The 13,357-nt window shown below is 42.9% G+C and carries 16 protein-coding genes; 15 read left to right on the top strand and 1 reads right to left on the bottom strand.

Going from position 1 to position 13,357, the window contains the following annotated elements; all coding sequences use genetic code 11:
- Nucleotides 1-135: 135 nt before the first annotated feature.
- From B5G04_RS12810 to B5G04_RS12860, 12 genes are all read left to right on the top strand, one after another.
- Entirely contained in the window at nucleotides 136-1,002 is an 867-nt protein-coding gene (locus B5G04_RS12810) for an AraC family transcriptional regulator (RefSeq protein ID WP_087397545.1), read from the top strand.
- Nucleotides 1,003-1,299: 297 nt separating this feature from the next.
- On the top strand, nucleotides 1,300-1,569 hold the full coding sequence (locus B5G04_RS12815) for a hypothetical protein (RefSeq protein WP_087397547.1): 270 nt from the start codon (nucleotides 1,300-1,302) through the stop codon (nucleotides 1,567-1,569).
- 308 nt (nucleotides 1,570-1,877) lie between these two features.
- Nucleotides 1,878-3,695, top strand: a complete 1,818-nt coding sequence (locus B5G04_RS12820; protein ID WP_087397549.1) for a DUF3945 domain-containing protein — start codon at nucleotides 1,878-1,880, stop codon at nucleotides 3,693-3,695.
- Nucleotides 3,696-3,748: 53 nt separating this feature from the next.
- A complete protein-coding gene (locus B5G04_RS12825; RefSeq protein ID WP_004326355.1) occupies nucleotides 3,749-4,009 on the top strand; it encodes a DUF4099 domain-containing protein in 261 nt (86 codons plus the stop codon).
- Between the two features lie 76 nt (nucleotides 4,010-4,085).
- Entirely contained in the window at nucleotides 4,086-5,855 is a 1,770-nt protein-coding gene (locus tag B5G04_RS12830; RefSeq protein ID WP_087397551.1) for a DNA topoisomerase, read from the top strand.
- Between the two features lie 292 nt (nucleotides 5,856-6,147).
- Entirely contained in the window at nucleotides 6,148-6,363 is a 216-nt protein-coding gene (locus tag B5G04_RS12835; protein WP_004326363.1) for a hypothetical protein, read from the top strand.
- A 22-nt stretch (nucleotides 6,364-6,385) separates the two neighbouring features.
- On the top strand, nucleotides 6,386-6,595 hold the full coding sequence (locus B5G04_RS19385; RefSeq protein ID WP_004326364.1) for a hypothetical protein: 210 nt from the start codon (nucleotides 6,386-6,388) through the stop codon (nucleotides 6,593-6,595).
- A gap of 18 nt (nucleotides 6,596-6,613) precedes the next feature.
- Nucleotides 6,614-7,675, top strand: a complete 1,062-nt coding sequence (locus B5G04_RS12840; protein WP_087397553.1) for a PRTRC system protein E — start codon at nucleotides 6,614-6,616, stop codon at nucleotides 7,673-7,675.
- Nucleotides 7,676-7,719: 44 nt separating this feature from the next.
- Nucleotides 7,720-7,941, top strand: coding sequence for a PRTRC system protein C (locus tag B5G04_RS12845; protein WP_004326366.1), 222 nt, complete (start codon nucleotides 7,720-7,722; stop codon nucleotides 7,939-7,941).
- 36 nt (nucleotides 7,942-7,977) lie between these two features.
- Nucleotides 7,978-9,087 carry a peptidase gene (locus B5G04_RS12850; protein WP_087397555.1) on the top strand — a complete coding sequence of 370 codons (1,110 nt, stop codon included), beginning with the start codon at nucleotides 7,978-7,980 and terminating at the stop codon, nucleotides 9,085-9,087.
- 5 nt (nucleotides 9,088-9,092) lie between these two features.
- A complete protein-coding gene (locus tag B5G04_RS12855) occupies nucleotides 9,093-9,794 on the top strand; it encodes a prokaryotic E2 ligase family D protein (protein WP_004326368.1) in 702 nt (233 codons plus the stop codon).
- On the top strand, nucleotides 9,791-10,573 hold the full coding sequence (locus B5G04_RS12860; protein WP_004326369.1) for a PRTRC system ThiF family protein: 783 nt from the start codon (nucleotides 9,791-9,793) through the stop codon (nucleotides 10,571-10,573). Before B5G04_RS12855 ends, B5G04_RS12860 begins: the two co-directional genes overlap by 4 nt.
- Nucleotides 10,574-10,627: 54 nt before the next feature.
- Here the strand turns inward: B5G04_RS12860 and B5G04_RS12865 are convergent, their stop codons facing one another.
- Nucleotides 10,628-10,933 (bottom strand): helix-turn-helix domain-containing protein, encoded by a 306-nt coding sequence (locus tag B5G04_RS12865; protein WP_004294141.1) that lies wholly within the window; start codon nucleotides 10,931-10,933, stop codon nucleotides 10,628-10,630.
- A 320-nt stretch (nucleotides 10,934-11,253) separates the two neighbouring features.
- Between B5G04_RS12865 and B5G04_RS12870 the strand changes: the two genes are divergently transcribed.
- From B5G04_RS12870 to B5G04_RS12880, 3 genes are all read left to right on the top strand, one after another.
- Entirely contained in the window at nucleotides 11,254-11,535 is a 282-nt protein-coding gene (locus tag B5G04_RS12870) for a helix-turn-helix domain-containing protein (protein WP_004326371.1), read from the top strand.
- Entirely contained in the window at nucleotides 11,532-11,825 is a 294-nt protein-coding gene (locus tag B5G04_RS12875) for a helix-turn-helix domain-containing protein (protein ID WP_005776824.1), read from the top strand. Before B5G04_RS12870 ends, B5G04_RS12875 begins: the two co-directional genes overlap by 4 nt.
- Before the next feature lie 377 nt (nucleotides 11,826-12,202).
- The gene (locus tag B5G04_RS12880) at nucleotides 12,203-13,300 is read left to right on the top strand and encodes a site-specific integrase (protein WP_239414103.1); all 1,098 of its coding nucleotides are present in this window, start codon (nucleotides 12,203-12,205) and stop codon (nucleotides 13,298-13,300) included.
- Nucleotides 13,301-13,357: the final 57 nt, after the last annotated feature.

Consider the following 13,357-nt stretch of genomic DNA (forward strand, 5'->3'; position numbering starts at 1 on the left):
CAGCTATATGGTTCATAAGCAAATTGTTATAGTTTTATATTGATGCAGCAAAATTATGGTGTTTTTTTGATATAGAATTATAGTATATTTGCGATATATTTTATTATATTTGCAAACCTAATTAAATCATACAATATGGCTATACTGGAACGAAAGATCATTCACGAAAGGACTACATTATGTAGTCGTATCGTATATCCTAATTTCGTATTACCACGACACAAACATGCCGAATATGAAATCATGCTGTTTACGCATGGAAATGGCAAGCAATTCGTGGGGGAAGGTGTTAGAAATTATAAGGAAGGAGACGTTGTTATGATAGGAAGCAATGTCCCCCATTTGCATTTATGTAATGCAAAATTAAATCCCGATGCAGGATTGGAAAAAAGTTCTGGAATCGCACTACAATTTCATCCTACAATATTTCCTTTATCTATAGATAAATTACCAGATTATCTACCTATATATGAATTATTGCAGAAAAGCCAGTATGGAATACACTTCCTTGACAAGAACTTATATGAAGAGTTGCTACAGCAGTTTGAAGAACTGGAAAAAGTCGAGCACACTGTACGATTAATCCATCTTTTTCAAATTCTGGAACGGTTATGCCAATGCAAGAAGACAAATATTCTTTCAGACATAGCATACAATAGCTCTAATCTTTTAAAGGAAACCAATGAACCTGTTAATCGTGTATATACTTATCTTTTTAACCATTTCAAAGATAAAATCTCGTTGAAAGAAATTGCAGACTACGTAAAACAAAACCCATCAGCTCTTTGTAGATATTTCAAACAACGAACGGATAAGAGCATTTTCCAATGCCTAGCCGAGATACGTATCGAACACGCCTGCAAATTATTGGCTTATTCCAATCTTACGGTTGCACAGATTGCTTATGAATCCGGATATAATTTTGTACCACATTTTATCACTCAATTTGAGAAAATAACAAAACGAACGCCCAGTGAATATCGCTTACAAATCAATGTATAAATTTAGTTGTAAAAAATAGCAGTATAATTCATTATTAAATAGTTCATTAAAACCACCTGACCTTAAGCAACATTAGTGACATTATTTAAACGAATTGTAATCTTTTCTGTGCTCCAGTTAAGTAGATATTCCACTCTTGTTTTACTCCGCAACTTGCTTTATTATCCTAATAGCTTTAACTGCCATGTGTATGTCCTGTCAAACTCTGAATCTATGAGTGAAATAATTTATAGCTTAGGTCTTCAACTTCCATGGTATATGGTAAAGTATTCAAACATTACACTTGTTATACCCTAAATGAATTCAGATTCAATTATTATAATTAACCAGTTATCCCTTCCATCAAAGATAAATCCAAATCCTGATTTGCCAGCCGCATTTATTCCTTTTTTCAGGAGAATTTTCTTTATGGCTATCGCCATGAAAATTCACCTGAAAAAGAATGCGGCGGCAAACGGATTAGAATTAAAGGAAAGATTACAGGGATTAACTGCGACCGACGTGACGCATAACCGTAAATCAAAGGCGGCTATCCTTATATTCCATATAGCCTCAAAAATACTGTGAAAATCCACCTTCCTCAATAACAAAACATAGACTACTTATCAAATCCCGAAATAAGACAGGGATTTCAGCTCCCTCTGATCTGCATAGTCCTGTGGCTTCGCTATGCTTCCTCATTACACCTCTTTTCCACTTCTTATCCCCTCTTTTCTTTTTATTTACCATTCCTCCGTATTACTATTACCGACATGACTTCTGATGACATTTGACGACATCTGACGCCATCTATTTGTAAATCAGTTATTTATTAAATTTATCGCTTTACATTTGGACTGTGAAACAAATCAAGTAGTCACTCAAAACAAAAGATTATGGCACAAGAAAACAGTCCTGACAAAGAAAAAAGGCAAGGCCGGACAAAGAAACCCGAAAAGCCTTATGTGGAACAAATTGACGAGCTTCTGCTGGTACATAACAAGAACGACCCCAAGGAGGGTTTGGGAGTGGTCAGCAAGGCGGACGAGAAAGGCAATTATCAGACGGTTGCACCGGAGGAGAAGAACGAAAACTCATTCCTGAAATTCGACAAGAATTCGAGTATTCTCGAAAACTTCATCAAGAATTTCTGGAGCCAGCTGAAGGAGCCTACGCATTTCAGGCTTATCCGCATGACCTTCAACGATTACAAGCAGAACAAACAGGCCCTCAAGGACCTGGCCGAAGGCAAGAAGACAGACGCAGTAAAGGAGTTTCTGAAACGCTATGAAATCGTACCGAAAGTAAACAATCAGAAAAACAGTCAAACAAAAGAGGAGGAAACAACAATGGCAAAGAAGCAGGAACAGACAACGCAGGCTCAGCCTGAACAGGTATCACAAGTGGAAGCTGCCGCACAGGGGCGCGAACAACAGGAACCGCAACGCCAGCAGACACCCACGTACCGCTACAACGAGAATATGATCAACTGGGAAGAACTAGGCAAGTTCGGCATATCCAAGGAAATGCTGGAGCAGTCCGGACAGCTTGACAGCATGCTGAAAGGATACAAGACCAACAGGACCATGCCGCTGACACTCAATATTCCGGGAGTATTGACAGCCAAGCTGGATGCACGCCTTTCGTTCATATCCAACGGCGGGCAGGTCATGCTGGGCATACACGGCATCAGAAAAGAACCGGAACTGGACCGTCCTTATTTCGGACATATCTTCACGGAAGAGGACAAGAAGAACCTGCGTGAAAGTGGAAACATGGGACGCGTGGCTGACCTTAACCTGCGTGGCAACACAACTGAGCCGTGTCTGATTTCCATCGACAAGAATACCAACGAACTGGTAGCCGTCCGACAGGAGCATGTCTATATCCCGAATGAAATCAAAGGGGTAACCCTGACTCCGGACGAAATTCAGAAACTGAAAAACGGAGAACAGATATTCGTAGAGGGAATGAAGTCCAATCAGGGTAAAGAGTTTAATGCCAATCTGCAATACAGTGCGGAAAGAAGAGGCATCGAATTTATCTTCCCGAAAGACCAGGCCTTCAATCAGCAGACGCTCGGTGGTGTACCGCTTTCCCCCATGCAGCTCAAAGCGCTGAACGAAGGCCACACCATCCTTGTAGAGGACATGAAACGAAAGAACGGTGAACTGTTTTCCTCCTTCGTTACCATGGATAAGGTAACAGGCGGTCTCCAATATACACGCCACAATCCGGAAACGGGAGAGATCTACATACCGAAGGAAATCTGTTCGGTACAACTCACACCGGAAGACAAGGAAGCGTTACGCAAAGGGCAGCCCATCTATCTTGAGAACATGATCAACCGTAAAGGTGAGGAATTCTCGTCATTCGTCAAGCTGGACCTGGCAAGCGGAAGACCACAGTATTCCAGAACTCCGGACGGTTTCAACGAACGACAGGCACCTACCATCCCGGCTGAGGTTTACGGACACCTGCTTTCGGCACAGGAAAGAGCAAACCTTCAGGACGGAAAGGCTATCCTCGTAACGGGTATGAAAGGTCCCAACGGCAAACCGTTCGATTCCTATCTGAAAGTAAACGCAAACACCGGACAGCTGCAATATTTCCAGGAAAATCCGGATGTGCGCCGTAATACCTCACAGCGTGCTTCACAGACTGACAATACCCAGCAACAGGAACAGAAGAAGGGAGCAAAACAGGCTGTCTGACCTGAACGGGATTCAAATCATTAAAATCATCAATTACTAAAAAAGGAAAGAACATGAACAAGACCAATCATCATATCTACAAGGCTGAACAAATCGACTGGGAAAAACTGGAATCGGTAGGTATCAGCAGATCGCAAATTGAAAAGGACGGAAACATGGACCTGCTCCTTCAGGGAGAGGAAACCAATGTCATGTCCATTAAAATCAAGACTCCTGTATTTTCACTGACCATGGATGCCACACTCAGTCTGATTGAAGACGAGAATGGAAATCCGGTCATCAGCATAAACGGTATCAACCCTTCAGGTGAATAAATAAAAATCCATAATGTATCATCTCTCTTTCCATACGGACTTACCGTATGGAAAGATATAAAAAACAGAATTTATCATGATTGCCATATTAACAGACAAACCAAGTGTAGGAAAAGAAATCGGAAGAATCATCGGTGCAACCAGAGTAAGAAACGGATATGTGGAAGGAAACGGCTACATGGTTACGTGGACTTTCGGGAACATGCTGTCACTGGCCATGCCGAAGGATTACGGAACCCAGAAGCTGGAACGGAATGATTTTCCTTTCATCCCATCCGAATTTGAGCTGATGGTACGTCATACACGCACTGAGAACGGATGGATACCGGAGATTGATGCCGTACTCCAGCTTAAAGTAATCGAGAGGGTGTTTCAGGCATGTGACACCATCATTGCGGCTACCGATGCCAGCCGTGACGGGGAAATGACATTCCGATATGTCTATCAATACCTGAACTGTACACAGCCCTGCTTCCGTCTGTGGATTTCTTCTCTTACCGACGAGTCTGTGCGTAAAGGCATGGAAAACCTGAAGCCGGACAGTTGCTACGACAGCCTGTTCCTTGCTGCCGACAGCCGCAACAAGGCGGACTGGATTCTCGGAATCAACGCCAGCTATGCCATGTGCAAGGCGACGGGCCTCGGCAACAATTCCCTCGGACGGGTACAGACACCGGTACTGGCAGCCATCAGCAGACGCTACCGTGAAAGGGAGAACCATATTTCATCGGACAGCTGGCCCATCTACATCAGCCTGCAAAAGGACGGCATCCTCTTCAAGATGCGCCGCACACAGGATCTTCCCGACAAAGAATCCGCAACAATGTTTTTTCAGGACTGCAAGCTGGCACATCAGGCACAGATTACAGGTATCAGTCACAGCGTTAAGGAAATACTTCCACCGGATCTGTTTGACCTGACACAGCTTCAGAAGGAAGCGAACATCCGCTATGGTTATACCGCATCAGAGGTGTATGACATCGCACAGTCCCTTTATGAAAAGAAACTGATTTCCTACCCAAGGACTTCCAGCCGCTATCTGACGGAGGATGTGTTTGACTCGCTTTCACCAATCATGACGCGTCTGCTATCATGGGAGCTGTTCCCTGCCGCTAAAGGAACTGGAGGTATTGACATATCCAGTTTGTCCCGCCACGTAATAAACGCAGAAAAAGCCAATGTACATCATGCCATCATCATTACAGGTATCCGTCCCGGAAATATGTCCGAAAAGGAAATGCAGGTTTACAAACTTGTAGCCGGAAGGATGCTCGAAGCATTCATGGCTCCATGCCGCATAGAAACAACAAATGTTGAAGCGGTTTGTGCGGCGCAACATTTCAAGGCCGAACAAACAAGAATCATTGAAGCCGGCTGGCATGATGTGTTTATGCGTTCCGACATGCTCCCGACATCGGGATATTCCGTCAAAGAACTCCCCGAAGTGGAGAAAGGTGATCCCCTGAATGTATGCGGATGCAACATGGTGCACAAGAAACAGCTGCCGGTAAATCCGTTCACGGATGCAGAACTGGTGGGATACATGGAACAGAACGGACTGGGCACGGTATCCTCACGTACCAATATCATCCGTACACTGGTTAACCGTAAGTATATCCGTTATTCAGGGAAATATATCGTTCCGACCCCGAAAGGCATGTTCACCTACGAAACCATCCGTGGAAAGAAAATTGCAGATACTTCACTCACCGCAGACTGGGAAAAACAGCTGGCCGGACTTGAAAGCGGAATGATAACCGGACAGGACTTTCTGAACAGGATCAGGACTCTCGCCAAGGAAATGACTGATGACATTTTCAACACCTATTCCACAAAAGAAGAATAACATCCTTATCAATATAACCATAAGAATGCAGGCCGGAAGGTCTGCATTTTTTTGTATCCGTACAGAAAAGAATCTGTTTTTCCGCTTTTAAGCGGCAAAGGTCTTGGATTGCCTGCCTTTTGCCGCAAGGCTGCCCTCAAGGGCTTGGCTGGACAGGAAAAAATCATCCTCGCTGCGCTCCGGTATTTTTTCCTGCCAGGCCTTGCGCAAAAAGGCAATCCAAGAGGCCGGAGGCCTATAAAATCGGGAAAACACATCCCGATGGGATTATTCATTCATAAAATTAAGGATTATGAAACTACAGATTATCAGAAAGATCGGCAGACATGCAACAGCGATATTCCTGATTACCGGAATATGTCTGCTGACAAGCAAAGGGATTGTCCCCACCGGGATGATTACGCTGCTGTTGCTTGCAGGAGGATTCTTCGGTTTCCTGTTCAGGATACTGGTCATTATTTTCAAGATTCTTATTCTTCTGTTCATTGTAGGATTATTTGTCGCATAACCCAAAATATAAATATACATATATGGAAACAGTTGCTATAACTTCACAAGCTCCTGTCATGCCGACTGCATGGCCACAAGGCGAACATATCAGACCGGTCAAAAGACGTCTGCCCAATACAGTTGATGAACCTAAAAACATCGGCTACTATCTGGAATCGCTACGTGATATTTCCAGCAATCCGGACAGAGAGAATATTCTGAAAGAATTCTTCAAGGAAACTTATGTATAACCATAAAATTTTTCAATTATGTTTTTTCAATCAATTTATCAGATGATTACAGCAGGTACGGATCTGAATATCAATATCCGTAAAGTGGATAACAGCCTGAGTGTGGCAGTCATGCCAAGGCGGAACAGCCTGAAAGAGGATACGCGGCAAAACATGGTGCCATTGGTCGTGAACGGAACACCGGCAGAACTGGATATGGGCTTCCTGCAGACCATACTCCAACCGATACAGAAGGTACAGGGACTGCTTGTCAATGCGGAAAATTTCGAGAAACAGGCAGAAAAGGCTACATCACAGGCCAAATCATCCAAAACTCCAACAGTACCGGCTGAATCAAAGGAAGCCAGGGAAAAACGTGAAAAGATGGAAAAGCTCCTCAAGAAGGCTGATGATGCAACTGCCGCAAAAAGGTTCTCCGAAGCAATGACATGGCTGAAACAGGCACGAGTGCTGACTCCTTCAGAAAAACAGAAGGAGATTGACGAAAAGATGCAGGAAGTACAGAAACAGGCCAGCGAAGGAAGTCTGTTCGGTATGGCAGAGGAACCGGAGCCGGTAATTCCCCAACCACAAGGCAATATGAACGGTCAGTCACAGCCCGGTATGCAAACAAGCATATTCCCAGAGCAGCAGACCCATACTATGAATCCTGAACCTGTCATGCAGTCTGCTCCACAACAGATTCCACAGGGAATGCCTCAACCGGTATATGGAATGAACGGAGCATATATCCAACCTGCTCCAAACCGCCCCGTAATGCAAGGAACAGGTATGCCACAAGGAGCTACAATGCAGCCCTATCCGCAGCAGCCGGCTTACCAGCCTGAGACGGCTCCTTATCCACAACAACAGGTACGGCAGCCGATAAACGACCATATACCGAACGGAACAGCACAGGTACAGAACGGAAACGGACGGGAATACCAAACTGCACCGGCAGCCCATGATACATTCTGCTTCGATCCGGAAGACGAGAATGACAGGGAACTTCTAAGAGAGGACCCGTATGCGGAATATCTGGATTTTCCGGCTGAGTACCGTATGAAGGACGAGGCACAGGTAGAAATGGTATACTGCTGATTATAAAAATAAATGATTTGTAAAACCAATAAACAATAAACAATATGGCACTGGAAATTAAAGGAATGAAAAGAGTATTCAAGATGAAGAAGAACAGTCAGGAAATCGTACTGGACGATCCGAACGTAAACATGTCTCCGGCTGAAGTAATGGATTTCTATTCAATGAACTATCCGGAACTGACCACCGCGACCGTACACGGACCGGAAATCGAAGACGACCGGGCAGTATATGAATTCAAGACAACCATCGGAGTGAAAGGGTAAGGACATGAAAAAAGGACAACATAAAAATAAAAAACCATGTACACAACTTACGGAACGGGCTTTGGAAAATTTAGCCAGACTTATCATATCGGAACTCGAAAATACGGACATAAGCCGGGGCATCAGGAGCAGAAAGAAAAGAAAACTCCCTCCAGCAGAAAGCCTCATGGTTTTCTGAACACGAGAATACCTTCCATCGCTCCCGACCTGTATGTGGAGAATGACAGGGATGTCACGGTAAATGTCACCACCAAAGAGAATCTTGATTTCCTGTACCGTTCAGCCATGAAGTATGCGCAGCTCCTGGATGTGGAGCTGCCATACCATCCTACAGGCAGGACTTCCATAAGAGAAAAAATATGCCTGCTATATAATGCACTGGATTCCATAGTATCTCATCATGTAAATCTGGAACTTGTCGGTGACAGGCTCCAGTTCTGTATCTATCATTTCCATGAATGGCCTGATTACACCCTGTTCCTGATACCGATAGATTTTACGGAAAGACTGAAAGGTGAAATCAAAAGGATCACACTGGAGTTCATCAGAAGGTTCATCAAGTATCACAGGATGATGGATATAACCGATACCCCTTATTTTGAGATGTCGGAAGTCTGTATCGATTATGTGGACTTTGAACAGCTCGATGAGGAAGAGAAAAAGGATTTGTACAGAAAGGAAAAGCTTTTCAGGTCATATGAGAAAGGGAAAATCCACAGGAAACTGTGCCGGATGCACTCCAGGGCTTTCTGTAGGAATCTGGAAGAGCATATCCGCAACTGTAATCCTTCCAGCGACAAAGAAAGAAGACTTATGGAACTGATTACCGAAGGGCTGTCCCTGATTGCAAAAGACAGTCCTCATATCTTGAATTATGATTATGACTATGCAAGTGAAAAGGAAAGGGATTTCGAACCGCCACCGCTCGAATATCAGATTCTGCTTACCTATTCCATTACGGATACGGTTACCAAAGACATGGAAAGCTGTTTCAGTACTGACTGTCAGGAAACATATAACCAGACTCCCGTATCATTTACCTTCATCACACCGGAAACTGAAAAACTGTTCAGACCAGAGAATTATCCGGAACGGTTCTCAAAATGGTTTGAGAAATTTGTAGAACATGTTACCTATAATTTATAAACATCATGAATGAACTGACCCAAAACATACAGAAAATGATGGTGCCGAAAGCTGCTATCATAGCCTACAAATATGAAGACAGAAGAAATTCTGACACCAGGTACTTCATAGAATTGCGTCCCATCGGGAAAAGCGGACAGATGGGGGCAGGTATCCCCGTCACATACGAATTCATGAATACCCTGCTGGAATCCTATACGGAGGAAATGAGCGGGATACCGGCAGGCAGAGTCCCCGAAAACATGCTGGCCTGCAATCCAAGAAAAGGACAGGAAGAATATATCTGGTACAATCCGCCCGGAAAAAGACAGATGTTCTTTCACAAGGATCTCAATATACAGGACGGCATGTTCAATCTGCCGGGAATTGTCTACCATGTAAAAAACGGAAGCATGGACGTATTCGCCTTCAAGGGAAAACGTCCGGTGGAGACGACTCCGCTGTTCCGTGCCCCGTTCTTCAACGTGACCGGATCAAGTGTCTGCCTTGGCAGCAGTTCTTTGGAAAAGCCACAGAACCCGACTTTCCTTTCCCTGCTGGAATACTGGGAAAAACGGTTCTGGCTAACTGAATTCTCCCATCTGGGAGGAAATGTGAATCCTACCGTTTCAAATCTTGTCATCGTTACCGAGAACATAAGAAACAATCCGTTCGACATGAACGAACTCAAGCCCATGAATAAAAAACTTAAAGACATACTTCCATGAAAAAGATACATTTTACCGACCGCTACCTGCTCAATCCGCGTCATCCGGTAACGGTATTCGTCATCGGAGCAGGAGGTACCGGCTCACAAGTGATAACCAATCTGGCACGCATGAGCATGGCACTTCAGGCATTGGGCCATCCCGGACTACATGTCACCGTATTCGATCCCGACACAGTAAGCCAGGCCAATATAGGACGCCAGCTTTTCAGTGAAACAGAACTGGGACTGAACAAAGCCGTATCACTAGTCACACGCATCAACCGTTTCTTCGGATACGCATGGACTGCCGAACCGCAATGTTTTCCTACCAGGAATTTTTCTGAAGACAGCACAGCAAATATCATCATTACCTGTACGGACAATATACGTTCACGTCTTACGCTTTGGAAGTTCCTGAAGAAAGTCCGCAAAGAAAACTTCAGTGACCATTCGGCTCCCATATACTGGATGGATTTCGGGAACAGCCAGACAAAAGGACAGGTCATCATCGGGACGGTACGTGAGAAAGTTCTCCAACCTTCTTCACAGGAATATATTCCCATGCCTAAAATGAATGTCATCACCGAGGAAGTGGACTATGCAAAAATCAAGGAAAAAGAATCAGGACCAAGCTGTTCACTGGCGGAAGCCCTGGAAAAACAGGATTTGTTCATTAACTCCACACTGGCACATATCGGATGTGACATATTATGGAGAATGTTCAAGGAAGGAAAGACACTGTATCGCGGTGCCTATGTCAATCTGGAGACATTGAAAGTGACCGCAATCCCAGTATAATGCATAAGTGACCGTATCATCTTTCCATCAGAATACGGTCACTTATTCTATTTGCTACTTATTATTTACTACGTTCTTACCTCGCTGGAGCAGGAAACTCTGTATCTCTGAGGCGAGATAGAATGATTTCCCGTTCTTTTCCACCGAGTAATATTTAATCTTGCCCTCTTGCCTGTAACGTGCCAGAGTTCTTTGTGACACACCAAGGAGTTCTGCCAGATCCACATTATCAAGCAGTCTGTCTCCATTCATACATTCTTTCAGACGGTTCATCTGGTCCAATTTCTTTTCAATGCGGGCAAATCCCTCTACCATTGTTCCTATAAGTCTTTCGAGTATCTCATTATCTATATATGACATAATTCCAATGTTATTAAGTGAATAAATCGATACTCCCGTTGTGCGCACTCTAAGAGTATGTACTTATAGTAGTGAAAATAGTATGCCTAAATCTAAGACAAAGATCAATAAGTTTGCTAATCACTGATAATCAGGTGTATAAAATTTTCTACTTAAAATTTAGTGTAAACCAAAAGTGTAAACTATGTAATAAAGAATTGGGAACCGGTTAACACAGCCACCAATAATGACATCTGATGCTACCTGACGACACCTAATGACAACATTTTGTATCATATACATATTCAAAATACATTTGTACAAACTCAACTTTTTTGGATATGGAAATCATTGGAATTGAAACAGCTACATATGAGAAGACATTAAAGGAAATAGAAAACTTCCTTGATACCATTGATAAATTGATAACAGCTTCTTCACAGAAAACAATAGGGGAATGGTTGGATAATCAAGAAGTTTGCCTGATTCTCAAAATTTCTCCCAGAACATTACAGAATCTTAGAGATACAGACCAAATCTCTTATTCTCAAATTGGGAAAAAGATTTATTATAAAAAAGAAGATATTCAGAAGTTCATTGAAAAACACAACAGAAAATTATGAGCAAAGTAATTACCCAAGATAATGAGCAAGTCATTCAGATATACAATAGGTTAAAAGATACACTAACAAGACTCGAAGATATTCTGAAGAACAACAACCCAACACTTAATGGGCATAGATATATGAATGATGCAGAATTGGCAAATTACCTTAAAGTATCAAGACGCACTTTACAAGAATATAGAAATAATGGAATCTTATCCTATTATCAGATTGGAGGTAAAATTTTATATCGGGAATCTGATATAGAAGAACTTCTTGAGAAAAACAGACAGGAAGCATTCCGTTAAACATTTCTTGGAATTTTCGTTGATTTTCAAAGCAAAAATCCGTATCTTTGCAGTACTGACAAAGAGTTGTATATCAGTGCAGAACAAAGAAGTTCAATCGAGGTGAAATAGGTGGACTAAATGATAAACAGCAAGATAAGTAACTGATTATTAGCGATAAAAAATATAAGGTTCCGCCCCCAAGCGGATCCGAACCTATTTCTATGACCTAAACAAATATCTGAAAACTACATATTTACTTTATTTTCTTCTCTTATTTCATTTAATCTAAAACTATTAATAATCAACAATTACATTCCATTCAAAACCATAATCTATGTCTTATCCGTGTCCTATGCATCCGTCTGTGATATGGACACAATTAATATTTATTTTTTATGAGACATAGTTTTTCCATCTACTTCTATCTGAAACGTAGAAAGCTTCAAAAAGACAGCAAGTCAACAATCATGCTCCGCATCATAGTCAACAACAAGGCCGCAGATGTAAGTCTGAAGACGTCCATCCTACAGGAGCATTGGGACAAACAGAACAGGCGTGTTTCCGACATGAATCCAGAAGCACACGACATCAATGCATACTTGGACAAAGTAAGTTCCACATTGCAGCATCATTACCGACAGGCCCAACTAGAAGGAAAACAGCTTACAGCAAGCATGCTGAAACAACGCTTCATGGCCACAGGATCCAACCCGCCTTCCCTTTTGGAGATATTTGACAAACAGGTGAAAGATGCGGACAGGCTGGCACATGCCGGACAAATCAGCATGTCCCATTCCAACAGACATAAACTGGTCTACAGGCGGCTTGAAGAGTTCTGCAAGAAAATGGGCAGACAAGATATGCCACTAGAACAGTTCAACCGGCAGATGATACACGAACTGGAACTTTTCTTCAGGACTGACTGCAGGCTGTCAATCAATACGACAGCCAAGATGATGAGTATGGTCAGAAAAGGAATCCTATGGGCATACCGGTGCGGAATTATTCTGACCAATCCGTTCTCGACCTACCGAATAAAGAAGGAGGAAAGCCAGAAACAATACCTGAACAGGCAGGAAATAATAAGGATAATGAACAAGCGGCTGGATATTCCCAGACTAGCTTCCATCCGTGACATATTCATCTTCAGCTGCTTCACAGGCATCGCCTACTCAGACATCTGTCGGTTAAGAAAGGATCAAATCATTTCAGATTCTGACAAAAGCATGTATATCCATCTGTACAGGACCAAGACCAACCACCCCGCATTCATCCCTCTCCTTCCCCAAGCCAAGAAAATAGCAAGTTTTTACATAAGAAAAGGCGAATCGGAATACCTATTCCCGACCATCTCGAACCAGAAAAGTAACGCTTACCTTAAAGAGCTTGCCGACATCTGCCATATCAGAAAAAGGGTGACATTTCATTGTGGAAGACATATCGATTCTTCTTATCCATTGAAAATAAGAAACTTACAAAGATTGTCGGCTTGACAGGTAACGATATGGCAACCAGCGAGCTTCTATATTCTGCAATGTTCTGCATTAATC

This window comes from Bacteroides sp. An51A (assembly GCF_002161565.1).
Taxonomy (GTDB): domain Bacteria; phylum Bacteroidota; class Bacteroidia; order Bacteroidales; family Bacteroidaceae; genus Phocaeicola; species Phocaeicola intestinalis.